This window comes from Terriglobus roseus (assembly GCF_900102185.1).
In the GTDB taxonomy this organism is placed as follows: domain Bacteria; phylum Acidobacteriota; class Terriglobia; order Terriglobales; family Acidobacteriaceae; genus Terriglobus; species Terriglobus roseus_A.
Map to the genome: position 1 here is coordinate 1,582,586 of NZ_LT629690.1, position 15,236 is coordinate 1,597,821.

The window sequence follows — 15,236 nt, forward strand, 5'->3', positions numbered from 1 at the left end:
ATGATCTCCGATACGGCTGATTGGCGAGGACACTTTCAGATTACATGCAGTGACGCGCGCACAAAACGAAACAGCGCTCGCGATGGATTCCTCTGCGAGCGCTGCGTTTTCTTTTGTGTCGTGTTTATGCGGGCTCCTGCTGCGTCATGCAATGCAGAGCGCCGAGTCCCCAGATGAAGTCGCCGCAGTGGATGCCGACGATTTTGCGGGTGGGGAACTGGTCCGCGAGGATGTTGAGTGCGATGCGGTCGTTCGCGTCGTTGAAGGTTGGGACGAGGACGAGGTCGTTCGCGATGTAGAAGTTGGCGTAGCTGGCGGGCAGGCGTTCGCCGTCGAAGATGACCGGTGCGGGCATGGGCAGTTCGATGACGTTGTAGGGCTTGCCGTTGGGCTGACGGAAGCTGCGCAGACGGTCGAGATTTTCGGCGAGCGGCAGGTGATTTTCGTCGGCGGTGTTGTGCTCGGTGGCGGCGACGATGGTGTCAACGGCGGTGAAGCGTGCGATGTCGTCGACGTGGCCGTGCGTGTCATCGCCTGCGCAGCCGCGGTTGAGCCAGAGTACCTGGTCGATGCCGAGGTAGTCGTGGAAGCAGGTTTCAAGCTGCTGCTTGCTGATGCCCGGGTTGCGCTGCTGGACTTCGCTGAGCAGGCACTCTTCGGTGGTGAGCAGGGCGCCTGCGCCGTTGACGTCGATGGAGCCACCTTCGAGGACTACGCGATGATCACCGATCATGGGCTCGAAGCTCTTCATGGCGTAGTGCTTGGCAACGTGCGAGGGGATGAGGTCGTCGTTGTGCCAGTTGGGGTACTTGGCCCAGGCGTTGAACTTCCAGTTGGTGATGGCTACTTCGTTAGCCTTCTTAACGAAGATGGGGCCGCTGTCGCGAAGCCAGATGCGGTCTGTCTTCCAGAGATGGAAGTGGATGCGTGCGAGGTTGGCGCCTGCGCGGGTGAGGATGCGCGTGGCGACTTTTTGTGCGCGCTCGTCGTTAACGAGGATGTTTACGTCTTCGACCTGCGAGAGGTTCTTGACGATCTCCGAGTAGACCCAGGGGATGGGCTGGAACTTGCCGGGCCAGTCTTCGGCGTTGTGCGGCCATGCGATCCAGGTGGAGGTGTGTGCGTCCCACTCTGCGGGCATGCGGTAGTCAGTATTGCTCATAATTCTTGTCCTAAATGACGATTGTGCGGTCGCCCTGTGTAATGGTGACACTTTCGAATTGGTCGCTATCATCATGGAGCTTTATAGCGGTGCCATTCGAGAATTTGATCTTGAGTGTACGGTCGTCTTCGATGGTGAAGGACGAGCAATTGGTTCCGAGACACTGCAAGAGCGTGTCGGCGTGTTTCAAGAAGCTCTTATCGTCATTCCAAGGTGTCCCGTCAATCGTGGTAGACACGCGTGACTGGACACCGATGGAAAAGTTCGACTTCGTACCGTCAAGACCGGCAGAGAAATTGAGGATCAGATCGTATTTGCCAAAACTGACCTGAGTTAACTCGGTCCCTTCGTAACAGTTCGTTTGCATTGCCATGTCGAACCGATACATCACCGACTCCTAAGTTCTTAAAGCAGAAAGCGCTTGGTGATGCCTTCGTAGGCGTCGATGCGGCGGTCGCGTAGGAAGGGCCAGTGCTGGCGCGTGACTTCGACGAGTGCGGGGTCGAGGGTTGCGTAGAGGATTTCTTCCTTGTCGTGCGAGGCTTTTGCGATGATGCGGCCGAAGGGATCGGCGATGAAGCTGCCGCCCCAGAACTCGAGGCCTGCGCCTTCCGGGCCGGGCATGCTTACGCCTTCGTGGATCACGTCGCCCTGTTCATGGCCAACGCGATTTACGGCGCATACCCACACGCCGTTGCTGATGGCGTGGGCGCGCTGCGTGGTCTGCCATGCGTCGTACTGAGCTTCGCCGTACTCTTCCTTCTCGCTGGGGTGCCAGCCGATGGCTGTGGGGTAGAAGAGGATCTCTGCGCCCTTGAGTGCGGTGACGCGTGCGCCTTCGGGATACCACTGGTCCCAACAGACGAGTGTGCCGATGTTGCCAGCGGTGGATTCGAGTGCGCGGAAGCCGAGGTCGCCCGGTGTGAAGTAGAACTTCTCGTAGTAGAGCGGGTCGTCGGGGATGTGCATCTTGCGATAGACGTCCGCGATGTGGCCGTCGCGTTCGATGGTGACGGCAGTGTTGTGATACAGGCCCGGCGCGCGGCGCTCAAAGAGCGATGCGATGACGACGACCTTGTTGTCTCGTGCGATTTGCGAGATGCGTTCGGTCGATGGGCCGGGGATGGATTCGGCGGTGGCGAAGAGTGCATGGTCTTCGCGCTGGCAGAAGTATTGTGCGCGGAAGAGCTCCGGCAGGCAGATGAGTTCTGCGCCGTTCTTCGCGGCTTCTTCAATGCGCGCTGCGGCTTTATCGAGATTCTTCTGCGTGTCGGGCTCGCAGCTCATCTGGATGAGGGCTACGTTGGTCTTCTTCATCTTGCGGTGCTCCCTTCGTGTAGGGCGGACTCTGGCCCTTGGTCCAGTCTGTGGCGCTTGTAGCATCGATTCTTCTATTGCGTGTAAACGCTGGTTGAATGCCTGGTTCGCGCTTTGCGCGGATGCCCACATCTCAGAATCGAGATGTGGGGCATCCGGTTTAGCTCATGATGGCGCGGATGTCTGCTGCGAGTTGATCAACGCGCGCTGGGTCAGTGTCCCAGGCGAACATGAAGCGTGCGCCGCCACCGATGAAGGTGTAGAAGCGCCAACCGCGATCGCGAAGTTGTTGCAGATGCGGTTCGCTTGCGAGCAGGAAGACAGCGTTGGCTTCCACGTCAAACATGATGCTGGCGTTGGCTACATCTGCGATGGCGGCATGCAGGCGCTTCGCCATGGTGTTGGCGTGTTCGCCATTGCGCTTCCATGCGCCGCTTTCCAGCATGCCCACCCAGGGTGATGAGAGATAGCGCATCTTGGAGGCGAGCTGGCCTGCCTGTTTGCAGCGATAGTCGAAGTCTTCCGCGAGGGCGCGGTTGAAGAACAAGATGGCTTCACCGACGGCCATGCCGTTTTTGGTTCCACCAAAGCAGAGAACTTCCACGCCGGACTTCCACGTCATCTCTGCGGGTGTGCAACCGACGTGCGCGATGGCGTTGGCGAAACGTGCGCCGTCCATGTGCAGGTGCATCTTCAACTCGCGTGTGGTTTCGCTGATGGCTTTGAGCTGATCGAGCGTGTAGACGCGGCCTGTTTCCGTGGACTGTGTGATGGTGACAGCTTTGGGGCGAGGGAAGTGAATGTCCTGACGCGAGGTGGCGAGGGTTCGGATGGCTTCGGGAGTCATCTTGCCGTCGATGGTCTGCGCGGTGAGGAGCTTGCTGCCGTTGGAGAAGAACTCGGGTGCGCCGCACTCGTCGGTTTCCACGTGCGCTGTCTGTGCGCAGATGACGGAGTGGTAGCTCTGGCAGAGCGATGCGAGCGACATGGAGTTGGCCGCGGTGCCGTTGAAGGCGAAGAAGACTTCGCAGTCTGTTTCGAAGAGATCGCGGAAGAGGTTGGAGGCCCGTGCTGTCCATGGATCGTCACCGTAAGGGGTGGCGTGGCCGTGGTTGGCTTCCTGCATGGCAGCCCATGCTTCAGGGCAGATTCCGGAGTAGTTGTCGCTGGCGAACTGTTGCGAATTATCAGTGCTGATGTGGCTCATCTCACCTCATTCGATGAAGCAAACGTGCTTCTCGATGGACAGAGAAAGAGCGCTGGCTTGTGGCCAGCGCTCTTTGCAGATTCCAGTTGCTGCGGAGCGCTACTTCTCCTCGTCATCCATGATGAGGATGGCGGCGGCGATGGTGGTGGTCCACAGGCCCTTCTTGTCGCCAACGGCTGACTGCGTAACGTTTGCCGTGCGGACGATCTTGTTGGAGATGCGGTAGATTTCCTTCTTCTCGTCCCAGCTCTTGTCGGGATCGAACTCCACATCGAGGGTGGTGGCGAGCATTTCTGCTGCCAGCTCTTCCGCGTAGTCACCGGCCTGATCTTCGGTTTCGCCGAAGCTGTGGTGCTCCGAGAGATAGCCGTAGGTGTTGCGATCGGTGGGGATAGCCACGCCGATGGATGAAACGCAGAGGCGGTGTGCTTCACGCGTGCTGTTTTCCGCGACCACTGCAAAGACGACCTCGCCGGGGTTCAGGTACTTCAGACCTTCCTTGCGGGTAATCAGCTTGCACTTGGGCGGGAAGATGGACGACACACGCACCAGATTCTGTGCCGCGATGCCGGCGTCGCGCAGCGCCATCTCAAACGACGTCAGTCGTTCCTTGTGCTTTCCTACGCCCTTCGTGAAGAAGATGCGCTTCGGAACCATGTTCATGCCCAATGTAGTCGTAGCCTCCAGACTGATTCGAAGACTGCTGCGATAAGCAGAAGCCCAAATGAAATTATCACACGTTGGAGGCTTTGCCGGGGCGTTTGGGCAACGAGATTTGCGGGAATCGCAAATATTTACATGCGCGTAAGACGGCCTATTTTTTCGTACTCCAGAACGTCAATCTTCAGTAGGGCTTTGTGCCGAATTTCTGCTAATTTAAGAATCGGTGATTCACCGCCTTTTCACACCACATCTGTAGCGAAAACCTACCGGGTACTGGCAAAGCCAGCCTGGGGGAACTAAGGAGTCGTATGTCCGGCAATTACCGCGATTTTCTCGAACTGTCGTATGCAGAGCTCGAAGACCTCAACCTTGCAGCTAAGGATCAGCGCAAGAAGCGCGTAGCAATCGACAAGATTCAGGAAGAGCGTCTGAAGTACCTGACGGACACGAAGGGCATTAAGGCCGTCACGGTGCTGTTCAGTGACCTGGAAGGTCGCCTGCACATGCTTGACTATGACAAGAAGTTTCTGGTCAACAGCTATGACAACCTGACCTTTGATGGTTCCTCTATCCGTGGCTTTACGGCGCAGAAGGAATCCGATCTTCGCCTTGGCCTGGACTGGAACGCGTTCTACTGGACGCCGTCGGATGTCTTCGGCACCGGCAAGGTCATGGTCTTCGGCGAAGTCATCGATAAGAACGGCGCGCCGTATGCTGCCGATCTGCGCGGCATCCTGAAGCAGTATGCGAACAAGATGTATGACGAGAAGGGCTACACGCTGAACGCTGCGAACGAAGTTGAAGGCTTCCTGTTCGAGGGCGTGGATGCAGAGCGCAGCTATCACAAGACCGGCTCGTTTGAGTACGTGAACGCTGGTGGCTACTACCACTCGCTGCCTGGCGATCCGCTGCGTGAGTTCATTGACACCGCTGCGGAAGTACAGCGCGCGATGGGCTTCGAAAACGAGAAGGACCACCCGGAAGTGGCTCCGTCGCAGTTCGAAATCAACTACACCTATGGTGATGTGGTTTCTGCTGCTGACCAGATTCAGCTGTACAAGCTGATCTGCCGCCAGGTGGCTACGCAGATGGGTATGACCGCATCGTTCCTGCCCAAGCCGGTTACCGGCGTGAATGGCAGCGGCATGCACACCAACGTTTCCATCACCAAGGACAAGAAGAACCTCTTCTTCGACAAGGCCGGCGAAGAGAACATGTCGGATCTGGCATGGAGCTTCATCGACAAGATTCTCACGCACGGCAATGACATCTGCCTGCTGCTGAACTCGTCAGTGAATGCGTACCGCCGTCTTGATCCGCACTTCGAAGCTCCGAACCAGATCAAGGCTTCGGCTACCGATCGTGGATCGATGGTTCGTATTCCCATCGGCAACGAGAAGTCGGCACGTGTTGAGGTTCGTTCGGTTGGTCCGGATGCGAACCCCTACGGCGTGCTGTACTCGGTCTTCAAGACCGGTCTCGACGGACAGGTTGGCAACATTGAAAACCTGCGTCAGGCTGCTCGTTACCTGCCGGACAACATCTACACAGCCATCGAGAACTTCCAGGGATCGGAGTGGATCACGAGCCTGCTGGGTTCGGATGTGAAGGAGCGCTTCGCTGAGCTGAAGAAGGCTTCAGCAGATCGTTGCCCGCGTCTTCTGGGCACGGTGGTCAAGGGCAGCGAAGTCCAGTTCCACCACGAAGTCTACAACCAGCTCCTCTGGGGCCAGTTCTAGTGCTTCGGTACTTCGTACTGTTCTCGACGTGCTTCGCACGTGTTCGTTGTAGCAGCTAAGAGATCAAGAGCCCGGCTTCGCGCCGGGCTTTTTGATTTTTGTGGTGGTTTTTAACGGCGATTATTCGGTAGGTGGATGCGGAAGACTACGCCTGCACCGAAGCGGATGTTTCGTTGGCGATCATCGATGCCGTTGGGTAGGTTGGTTTGCAGATAGTCAATCTGCACCGGGCGCAGAAGGACTGCGTGGCTTAACGGGAGATCGATGCTTCCGCCGATTGCCATTGCGAGGTTTGTTGAGGTGTCTGTGTGCGTGTTGGTGGCGACGATGAAGTCGCTATCGAAGCCGCGCACTGCACCGAAGAGCGCCTGTGCGTTGATACGGATGCGATGGATCGGCACGGTATAGCGTGGGCCTGCGAGCAGCGTGATTTCGCTGAGTCCACGTGTGCTTGCGGGAACACGATCGACGGTGCCGCCAGCGGCTTCTACTACTGCGCGTACATGAGGCAGGATGGGAATGGAGGCTTCAATTGCACCTCCTTGAAGGATGAAACATCCGCAGCTTCCTGGCGGTGCATTGGCTGCGGTGGCCGAGTATCGAAGGCCTACCTGCAGAGAGTTGTCGTGCATTTGCGCGTGTGCTGCGACGCATAACGATGCGGCAGCAAAAAGTGAAACAACAAGCTTCATTGCGTGAGATCCAATTCCACCGGGACGGAGTGCGTGAGCGTGTCGCCCACTACGCCTGTGGTGGTAGCAGTGATGGTGCAGTTGTAGCGGTGCGTGTTGTCTGCGGGATTGGTAATGGAGGTAGTGCGAAAACCGCCGCATCCTTGCAGAGAGAGTGTGCCGAGGATGAGAAGGAAGGCTGGAAGGCGCTTGCGTTTGGGCGGGAAGATGCCGAGTAGAAGCAACGCGCTGAATATGCCGGTGGGGATTGATGGATTGCGTGCGAGTGTTGCTGGGAGTTTGATCATCAGCGATACCGCGATGGGGTCGCCTGCGAGGGTGAAGGTGGATGGTGTGAAGGTGGCTGTGGCACCACTGGGCAGACCGCTGATGGTGAGTGTTGTTGTGTGATTCAGCGTGCCGTTCAGCGGTAGCAGCGTGATGGGGATGCTCACTGAGTTGTTGGCACCGCCGCTGTAACTGGTTGCGGATGTGGTGAGAGAGAAATCAGGCGCTGCGACTACTGTCTGCGTAATGGATGTGGAGGTGCTGGTGGCGTAGGCACTGTCGCCGCTGTAGATGGCTCGGAGTGTATGTGTGCCGGCAGTGAGCGATGCGGTGGAGAGTATGGCTGCGCCGGCAGTCAGCTGCACTGTGGCGATGTTGTTGCTGCCGTCCTGAAAGATGACGTTGCCTGTGGGAGGCGTTAACAGCGAACCTGCGACCGTTGCTGTGAGTTTGATCGGTGCCCCGGAATAGCTGATGGAGCCGTCGCTGACGAGAGCGATTCGCGATGTTGCCAGGTTTGTGCCGGGTACTCCTATGCCTGTGAGTCGCAGCATGGAGGGCGGTGCTGAGGAGGATTGGACCAGGCCGATTGTTTGCGCGCTTCCGTTTGCTTGCGGAGTAAACGCTAACTGAAGGGAACACTGCGCCTTTGCGGCGAGTGTGAAAGGCGGCGTGCTGCAGTTGCCGTTTGAGGCTATGGAGAATGCTGGCGACAGTGTGACTGACGTGATCAGGAGCGGCGTGTCTGCGGCGTTCTGTAGCAGCAATGTCTGCGTTGCAGAGGTTTGCCCGATGGGGATGCTTCCGAAGTCGAGCGAGGGAAGTGCGAGACGCTGCACCTGGTGGTTACGGCGGTCACTGATGGCGATGTCGCCGTTAGCATTTGTTGCAACGGAAGAAGGGGAGTTGAGAGCGCCGGTTGCGAGCGTGCCCTGCTTACCGTTGCCAGCGAGATTGTTGTTTGCCGTGGTTGAGGTTTGCAGGACTTGTTGGAGTTGCGCGTCGGCAACGACGATGTTGCCTGAGGCGTCGAGGGTCATGCCCTGGGGACTACGGAAGGTTGTGTTGCCATACGCGCTAATGGTGCCGTCGGGTGAAAGCATGCGGATGCGGCGGGCATCGGTATCGGCGATGAGGATTGCGCCGTTGTTCAGAACCAGTAGAGATGCGGGTCTGCGGAACGTGGCATTCGTTGCGGAGCCTCCATCACCTGAATCGCCTTCTTTGCCTGTGCCAGCAACGGCGACGATGTTTCCGTTTGCGGCGATGCGGCGGATGCGGTGATTGCCTGTGTCGGCGATGAGGAGAGTGCCGTCAGAGTCGAGGGCTAAACCGCTCGGATTGCGGAGCTGGGCGATCTTAGCGGGGCTGCCGTCGGCGGAGTCTCCGGGCTTGCCATTGCCCGCAATGGTGGTGATAGTTCCGTCGGGTGAGACGCTGCGGATGCAATGATTTCCGGTATCGGCAATGAAGAGTGTTCCATCGGATTTGAGCGCGATGGACGTGGGGCGATTGAGGAGAGCTTTGGTGGCTGCGCCGCTATCGCCGTCGTAGCCTTCGCGTCCAGTTCCTGCGACAACGGTAAGTTGGCCTGCGGGAGTGATGCTGGTAACTATGTTGTTTCGACTATCTGCAACGAACAGATTGCCTGTCGCATCATAAACGACCGTACGAGGGGTTCCCATGCGGGTTGTAGTGGCATTTCCAGCGGCGGTTCTGCCGTCGCTGCCGTTGCCACTCAGGGTGGTTATTGTGTTGCCAGAGTTCAGAACCAGGCGAGTTTGTGACGGTATGGAAAATGCTATGAAGAGCAGAGCAAACGCCAATATGTGTCGCGAGCATCGGATGACACAAGGCACTGTACTGCGAATGTGGCCACGAATTATGGGGGCCACCAGGGGACTCAGCTTCATGGATTCAGGAGATTATCGCAGTTTTTGGGAGTCACGATCGAGGTACTAACACCTTTGGTACATAGTGAAGACCCACCTTTGGGGGTTAGCCTTACTACCAGCCTTGTAATTCGCATTGATTCCCAAATCGGGAACGAATGCTGGATGATTAAGGTGTGAGCTGGTCTTAAGGATTGCTGTTACTCACGTTGGAAGAGGCCAGTCAGGAGCATGCAAGATTTGGAGTACCAATACTGGGTGCGTGAACAGGAACGCAGATTGCGAACTGCATCCCACTCGGGCCGCGTACGCGGTGGTATACCGAAATTTTCTATGGCTTTTCAGCCGATCGTGAATGTCGCCAGTGGTGCGATTTACGGTTACGAGTCGCTTGTGCGCTCTGAGAGCGGCGACTCCGCTCATAGTGTTCTTTCGCGTGTGCCCACGGAACATTTCCATACCTTTGATCGCGCATGCCGTTCGAAGGCAATGTCTGAGGCGATCCGTTGCGGATTCCTCGAGACGGGCCCAACGCGTCTTTGCGTGAATGTGAATCCAAACGCTGCGATCAATGAGGCAAGCGACCTTCGCCGTACGTGCGATGAGGCCGCCGAGATGGGCTTTCCGCTGGAACGGCTTGTGCTTGAGTTGGTGGAAGACGAAGAGATCTGGGATCTGGCGAAGCTGAAACCCATCATCGATGAGTATCGCGAATACGGCGTGAAGGTGGCGATGGATGATTTCGGCGCGGGTTATTCCGGCCTGAAGCTGCTCTCGCGGCTGAAGCCCGATGTGATTAAGCTGGATATGGCGCTGGTGCATGCGATGGATGAAGACCGCACGTCGCAGGTGATTGTGAAGGCGATTGTGCAGGCTTGCTTTGAACTGGGTATCGTCACCATTGCAGAGGGCGTGGAGCGATATGACCAGGCAATGCGTCTGCGCGATATGGGAGTGGTGTTTCAGCAGGGCTATTACTTTGCCCGGCCCGCCTTTGAGGCGCTTCCCACTGTCCAGTTCGAGTTGCCAGAGTTGCAGATCGGTTAAGCGATCCGCAACCCCTCTTTCTAAGCGAAGAAGAACTCTTTTGTGCGCAGTTCCTTGATGGTGTCGCGCAGCTTCGCAGCCTTTTCAAATTCAAAGTTCTTTGCGGCTTCGCGCATCTCGGTTTCAAGACCGGCGATGTGCTTGTCCAGTTCCTGCTGCGATGCGAAGTCCTGCACGGATGCGTCGGTGGTGACATCGACGTAATCGGCCTCGGCGATGCCCACGAGCGCTTCTCCGATGGGACGTACGACGGACTGTGGAGTGATGCCGTGTTCTTCGTTGTAGGCTAGCTGCTTTTCGCGGCGTCGGCTGGTTTCGTCGAGTGCGCGGCGCATGCTGTCTGTCATGTTGTCGGCGTAGAGGATGGCGCGACCGTTGAGGTGGCGAGCAGCACGACCGATGGTCTGGATCAGTGATCCCTGCGAACGGAGGAAGCCTTCCTTGTCCGCATCGAGGATGGCGACGAGCGAGACTTCCGGAAGATCGAGGCCTTCGCGGAGAAGGTTGATGCCGATGAGGACGTCGTATTCACCTTTGCGTAGGTCACGCAGAAGTTTGACGCGTTCCAGGGTTTCGATTTCTGAGTGCATGTAACGGCACTTCACTCCGACTTCGGTGTAGTAGCCGCTGAGATCTTCCGCCATGCGTTTGGTTAGTGTTGTTACCAAAACACGTTCGTTCTTGCTGACGCGATCGCGGATTTCAGCGAGCAGGTCGTCGATCTGGCCCTTGATGGGACGGATTTCTACTGGCGGATCGACGAGACCTGTGGGACGGATGATCTGTTCGGTGACGACGCCTGCGGCCTTGGTGAGTTCGTACGGGCCGGGTGTCGCGCTGACGTAGATGATCTGGCCGGTGCGGTTCTCGAATTCGTCGAAGGTGAGCGGACGGTTGTCCATTGCAGAGGGCAGACGGAAGCCGTAGTCAACGAGATTGCCTTTGCGCGAGCGGTCGCCGTGCCACATGCCGTGAAGCTGCGGGACGGTGACGTGCGATTCGTCGATGAAGATCATGAAGTCGCGCGGGAAGTAATCGAAGAGTGTCGGTGGCGGTTCGCCGGGGAGGCGTCCGCTGAAGTGACGCGAGTAGTTTTCAATGCCGTGACAGTAGCCGACGGACTTGATCATCTCAAGGTCGAAGCGCGTGCGTTGATGGATGCGTTGCGCTTCCACCATGCGACCTTCTTTCTCAAGCTGCGCTTCCCATTCGGTAAGTTCCTTAACGATTGAATCGATCGCGGCGGACTTGCGTTCAGGCTGCACGACGTAGTGAGACTTGGGGTAGATGGGCAGGCGCGCGTACTTCTGCTTGACGGTGCCGAAAAGAGGATCGATCTGTGAGAGTGAATCGATCTCGTCGCCGAAGAGTTCAATGCGATAGGCAAGCTCGTCGTAGGTTGGGTAGACCTCGATGATATCGCCACGCACGCGGAAGGTTCCGCGGCGGAAGTCGCCTTCGTTGCGCTCGTAGAGGATTTCGACGAGGCGGCGTGTGATGTCTTCGCGGCGGATCTTCTGGCCCTTCTCCAGCAGCATCAACATGCCGTAATAGGCTTCCGGTGAGCCGAGGCCGTAGATGCAGGAGACGGATGAGACGATGATGCAGTCGCGGCGTTCGAAGAGAGAACGGGTTGCGCTGAGGCGCAGCTTGTCCAACTCATCGTTGATGGTGGCTTCCTTCTCGATGTAGAGGTCGCCGCTGGGGATGTAGGCTTCGGGCTGATAGTAGTCGTAATAGCTGACGAAGTATTCGACGGCGTTGTTGGGGAAGAACTGTTTGAACTCGTGATACAGCTGCGCGGCGAGTGTCTTGTTGTGCGCCAAGACGAGGGCGGGGCGGTTGGCGGCTTCAATGACCTTCGCCATGGTGAAGGTCTTACCGCTGCCGGTGACTCCGAGGAGAACCTGATGCTTCTCTTCGTCGCGCAATCCCTGCGTGAGTTCGGCGATGGCCGTAGGCTGATCGCCCTGTGGTTTGTAGTCCGTCGCGAGCTGAAAATCCATCCATTTAGTTTACCGTTTCTTCGCCTTTTTGCGGTGAAGATGCGGCTCGCCCAATGGATGGACTTTCTCCGGTATTCCGGGTTTTATTCCGTGCGCAGCGCATCCATGGGATTGGCGGTTGCTGCTTTGCGGGCCGGTAGAGCGCTGGCCAGGAAAGATGCCAGGCCAAGTACGACGCATGCCGCACCGAGAGTGAGCGGGTCCCAGCCGGAGACGCCGAAGAGAACAGACTTGAGCAGTGAGGCGGCGAGGACAGCGAGCAACAGGCCGCTTACGATGCCCGTGAGGCTGAGGCGTCCAGCTTCACTCAACACCATGGCGTAGATGGATTCGCGACGTGCGCCCAGCGCCATGCGGACGCCAATTTCGCGGGTGCGCAGAGAGATGGAGTAGCTGATGACGCCGTAGAGTCCAACGGCGCAGAGCAGGAGAGCTGCGATGGCGAATGCGCCGGAGAGCCAGGCTGCGCCGCGATGCAGTGTGGCGCTTTGTGAACTGTCGATGCGGTCGCGCATGGTCATTGCGTCGCTCAAATTGAGGTCGGGGTCGACGGAGCGGACGACTTTGGGGATGGCAGCGATGACTGCGGATTCTCCAGAGGCGACGCGAATGGCCAGAGCCGTCTGATCGGTGTTTTGATATGCCGAGTCATACGCGGCCGGCCAGATGGGATCGTCGAGGGAGCCTTCATGCAGATCGTCCACAACACCGACGATGGTCTTCATGGATTTGGGCTCAAGCGTGGTGTTGCCATACGTCTTGCCGATGGGGTTCTGGCCGGGGAAATACTTCTCCGCGAAGGTGCGGTTGACGACTGAAACAAGCGGCTTGTCTGCGGTGTCCTGTTCGGAGATGTAGCGGCCTTTCAACAACGGTGTGCCGAGTGCCTGGAAGTATGTGGCCGAGGCGTTGCGTTCGTTGATTTCGATGTGTTTCCCGTCGTAGGGACGATCCGGAAAGCGAATCCATTCGGTGTTGCCATTGAAGTTGACGGGCTGCGAATTTCCGAAACCTACTGCGGTGACGCCGGGGATGGCGCGCAGCTTTTCAACGACTGCGTGCTGCATGGCGTAGACCTCAGGATCTTTTTCGTATTTCTTTGTGGTTCCGGTGACAACGACCGTTACAAGATGATCCGGGTTGAAGTTGAGATCCGTATGGAGCAGGTTCGCAAGGCTGCGTGAGAGTAGTCCTGCGCCCGCGAGCAGTACGACTGCTACCGCAACCTCTGCGATCACGAGTAGTGAGCCAACGCGATTCCAACTGAGGCTACCGGAGCCTGTACCGGCACTGCCTTCTGCGATGGCGCGCTGTAAGGCGTTCCATGAGATGCGCACTGCTGGCATGAGCGTGAAGAGGACGATGGCTCCGATGGCTACGGTGAGCGAGAAGAGTAGCGTGTCGCGGTTGATAGAGACTGCGTCGAAGAACGGCATCTGGTCACGCATGTTCTTGGGCACCAGAAGCATGATGGAACGGACGCTTGCGATTGCGAGCACGAGGCCGGTGGCTGCACCTGTAAGAACGAGTGTGACGCTTTCTGTTGCGAATTGACGGAACATGCGTCGGCGTGTGGCGCCGAGTGCGGTGCGTAATGCAAATTCGCGGCGGCGGCTTTCTGAACGTGCGAGCAGCAGGCTTGCCACGTTTACGCATGCGATGAAGCAAAGCAATAGTGCTGCAGAGAGCAGAACGTAGAAGACAGGACGGATGTTGCGAACGACCTCTTCTGTGAGCGGCTGGGCGATGCCACCCTGACCGCGATTGGAGTCAGGGTACTGCTGTTCCAGCCGATTGGCGATTGCTTTGACTTCCACGTCGGCCTGCTGGAATGTGATGCCGGGGTGCAGACGCGCTACGCCGTTGAGCGAGTGGCAACTGCGACGCGCTTCACAGTCACCAGTCTTTGGTGCGATGGCTGTCAGAAGTTGTAGACGGCCTCGCGGTGCGAATTGAAATTTCTCTGGGAGGACGCCAATGATGGTGTACTTGTCGCCACTCATTTCAATCGCGCGGTTGATCACGCTGGGATCGTTGTGGAAGCTGTCGCGCCACAGATCGTAGCTGATCATCATGACCTTGCCAGCGCCGGGAAGATTATCCGACGAGGTGAAGTCGCGGCCTGCAGCGGGATGTAGCCCAAGCGTCGACAGGAAGTTGGCACTGACACGGATGGCTGGCTGGAAGACGAGGCCTTCGCCAATGCGCATCTGGTATCCGGCATAGCGCCACACTGCGAAAGACTCGAAGCTCTTGGCCTGCTGATTCCAGTCCTGGTAGTCCTGCCAGGAGAGGTTAGCGGGCCCCATGATCTCAACCGTCTCAGTTACCCATGCCAGGCGTTTTGGATCGTGGAAGGGGAGCGGCTTGATCATGGCCGCGTCAACAAAGGCGAAGATAGCGATGCTGGCGCCGAAGCCGAGCGCAAGTGTGAAGATGGCAGTAAGAGTGAAGCCGGGCTTGCGTTGAAGTTGACGCAGGGCAAAGCGGAGGTCTTGAAGGAACTCTTCAACCGAGGGCAGTGTGCGACGATCGCGAACGGATTGCATGGTTTGTTCCAGTCCTCCTAATTGCAGTAGCGCCTGACGACGCGCTTCTTCGTGCGAGAGACCGCGGAGTTCGCCGTCCTCTGTCATCAATGCCAGATCGTGTGCGAGTTCCTCGCGCATGCTGGGTTCGCTGGACGGAGCTGTCCAGAGACCGCGCACGCGGATGAAGAAAGCACGCAGAGCGGCGATCATTTTGCAGCCTCTAAGGCCAGGAAGCGAGACATGATTTCGCTGGTCTGCTGCCAGCTCTTTGTCTCGGTGGCGAGGCGACGGTGGCCGGCGCGGGTGAGGGAATAAAACTTGGCGCGGCGGTTGTTGTCCGAGTTGCCCCACTCTGCTGCGATGTAGCCTTCCTGTTCCAGCTTTACGAGCGCGGGATAGAGCGTGCCGTAGTTGAGTGCAAGGAGGTCGCCGCTGGTTTGCTCAATGCGACGCGCGATGCCATAACCATGTTGAGCACCCATGCTTTGCAGGGTTTTCAGCACCATCAGGCTCAGGGTTCCTTGCCATACGTCCGCGCGTTCGTTCATCGAGATCTCCTATAGGGAACCCATAGGGACTCCTATGGTTATCCAATAGAACACTGCGGCATAAATTTGGCAAGGAGATTCTCGCCGGTTTGCCTTTGTTGTTTGCTGTATACGCTGTTGAGATTGCCAAAGTTCGCGGAAAATTTAGGTGTTTTGCGGGGTAAA

General features: G+C 57.6%; 12 protein-coding genes. 2 read left to right on the plus strand and 10 right to left on the minus strand.

The window, feature by feature from the left end; genetic code table 11:
* Positions 1–124: 124 nt before the first annotated feature.
* From BLT38_RS06710 to BLT38_RS06730, 5 genes are all read right to left on the minus strand, one after another.
* On the minus strand, positions 125–1,162 hold the full coding sequence (locus tag BLT38_RS06710; RefSeq protein WP_083344483.1) for an agmatine deiminase family protein: 1,038 nt from the start codon (positions 1,160–1,162) through the stop codon (positions 125–127).
* A 10-nt stretch (positions 1,163–1,172) separates the two neighbouring features.
* Positions 1,173–1,550: a DUF6188 family protein gene (locus BLT38_RS06715; RefSeq protein ID WP_083344484.1), complete on the minus strand. Its 378-nt coding sequence runs from the start codon at positions 1,548–1,550 to the stop codon at positions 1,173–1,175.
* Positions 1,551–1,567: 17 nt separating this feature from the next.
* Positions 1,568–2,479, minus strand: coding sequence for a carbon-nitrogen hydrolase (locus BLT38_RS06720; RefSeq protein ID WP_083344485.1), 912 nt, complete (start codon positions 2,477–2,479; stop codon positions 1,568–1,570).
* 160 nt (positions 2,480–2,639) lie between these two features.
* Positions 2,640–3,686, minus strand: coding sequence for a low specificity L-threonine aldolase (locus BLT38_RS06725; protein ID WP_083344486.1), 1,047 nt, complete (start codon positions 3,684–3,686; stop codon positions 2,640–2,642).
* 99 nt (positions 3,687–3,785) lie between these two features.
* Positions 3,786–4,349, minus strand: coding sequence for a pyruvoyl-dependent arginine decarboxylase (locus tag BLT38_RS06730; protein WP_231966795.1), 564 nt, complete (start codon positions 4,347–4,349; stop codon positions 3,786–3,788).
* Positions 4,350–4,657: 308 nt separating this feature from the next.
* On the opposite strand from BLT38_RS06730, the gene BLT38_RS06735 reads away from it, so the two are divergent.
* On the plus strand, positions 4,658–6,088 hold the full coding sequence (locus tag BLT38_RS06735) for a glutamine synthetase family protein (RefSeq protein WP_083344487.1): 1,431 nt from the start codon (positions 4,658–4,660) through the stop codon (positions 6,086–6,088).
* 110 nt (positions 6,089–6,198) lie between these two features.
* Here the strand turns inward: BLT38_RS06735 and BLT38_RS06740 are convergent, their stop codons facing one another.
* Both BLT38_RS06740 and BLT38_RS06745 read right to left on the minus strand, forming a co-directional pair.
* Positions 6,199–6,780: a hypothetical protein gene (locus BLT38_RS06740; protein WP_083344488.1), complete on the minus strand. Its 582-nt coding sequence runs from the start codon at positions 6,778–6,780 to the stop codon at positions 6,199–6,201.
* Positions 6,777–8,732 carry an Ig-like domain repeat protein gene (locus BLT38_RS06745; protein WP_172838171.1) on the minus strand — a complete coding sequence of 652 codons (1,956 nt, stop codon included), beginning with the start codon at positions 8,730–8,732 and terminating at the stop codon, positions 6,777–6,779. The genes BLT38_RS06740 and BLT38_RS06745 overlap by 4 nt, the downstream gene beginning before the upstream one ends.
* A gap of 540 nt (positions 8,733–9,272) precedes the next feature.
* On the opposite strand from BLT38_RS06745, the gene BLT38_RS06750 reads away from it, so the two are divergent.
* Positions 9,273–9,986, plus strand: coding sequence for an EAL domain-containing protein (locus BLT38_RS06750; RefSeq protein WP_172838172.1), 714 nt, complete (start codon positions 9,273–9,275; stop codon positions 9,984–9,986).
* Positions 9,987–10,006: 20 nt separating this feature from the next.
* Here BLT38_RS06750 and uvrB read toward each other — a convergent pair whose 3' ends face one another.
* From uvrB to BLT38_RS06765, 3 genes are all read right to left on the minus strand, one after another.
* Entirely contained in the window at positions 10,007–11,992 is a 1,986-nt protein-coding gene (uvrB, locus tag BLT38_RS06755) for an excinuclease ABC subunit UvrB (protein WP_083344491.1), read from the minus strand.
* 83 nt (positions 11,993–12,075) lie between these two features.
* The gene (locus tag BLT38_RS06760) at positions 12,076–14,733 is read right to left on the minus strand and encodes an ABC transporter permease (RefSeq protein WP_083344492.1); all 2,658 of its coding nucleotides are present in this window, start codon (positions 14,731–14,733) and stop codon (positions 12,076–12,078) included.
* The gene (locus BLT38_RS06765; protein ID WP_083344493.1) at positions 14,730–15,071 is read right to left on the minus strand and encodes a PadR family transcriptional regulator; all 342 of its coding nucleotides are present in this window, start codon (positions 15,069–15,071) and stop codon (positions 14,730–14,732) included. Before BLT38_RS06765 ends, BLT38_RS06760 begins: the two co-directional genes overlap by 4 nt.
* Between the last annotated feature and the right edge of the window lie 165 nt (positions 15,072–15,236).

Excerpts from the sequence above, each read along its gene's own strand:
- BLT38_RS06745 (WP_172838171.1), bottom strand. The coding sequence starts at position 8,732 with ATGGGAACCCCTCGTACGGTCGTTTATGATGCGACAGGCAATCTGTTC.
- BLT38_RS06710 (WP_083344483.1), bottom strand. The coding sequence starts at position 1,162 with ATGAGCAATACTGACTACCGCATGCCCGCAGAGTGGGACGCACACACC.
- BLT38_RS06725 (WP_083344486.1), bottom strand. The coding sequence starts at position 3,686 with ATGAGCCACATCAGCACTGATAATTCGCAACAGTTCGCCAGCGACAAC.
- BLT38_RS06760 (WP_083344492.1), bottom strand. The coding sequence starts at position 14,733 with ATGATCGCCGCTCTGCGTGCTTTCTTCATCCGCGTGCGCGGTCTCTGG.
- BLT38_RS06720 (WP_083344485.1), bottom strand. The coding sequence starts at position 2,479 with ATGAAGAAGACCAACGTAGCCCTCATCCAGATGAGCTGCGAGCCCGAC.
- BLT38_RS06750 (WP_172838172.1), top strand. The coding sequence starts at position 9,273 with ATGGCTTTTCAGCCGATCGTGAATGTCGCCAGTGGTGCGATTTACGGT.
- BLT38_RS06735 (WP_083344487.1), top strand. The coding sequence starts at position 4,658 with ATGTCCGGCAATTACCGCGATTTTCTCGAACTGTCGTATGCAGAGCTC.
- BLT38_RS06765 (WP_083344493.1), bottom strand. The coding sequence starts at position 15,071 with ATGAACGAACGCGCGGACGTATGGCAAGGAACCCTGAGCCTGATGGTG.
- BLT38_RS06715 (WP_083344484.1), bottom strand. The coding sequence starts at position 1,550 with ATGTATCGGTTCGACATGGCAATGCAAACGAACTGTTACGAAGGGACC.
- BLT38_RS06740 (WP_083344488.1), bottom strand. The coding sequence starts at position 6,780 with ATGAAGCTTGTTGTTTCACTTTTTGCTGCCGCATCGTTATGCGTCGCA.
- BLT38_RS06730 (WP_231966795.1), bottom strand. The coding sequence starts at position 4,349 with ATGAACATGGTTCCGAAGCGCATCTTCTTCACGAAGGGCGTAGGAAAG.
- uvrB (WP_083344491.1), bottom strand. The coding sequence starts at position 11,992 with ATGGATTTTCAGCTCGCGACGGACTACAAACCACAGGGCGATCAGCCT.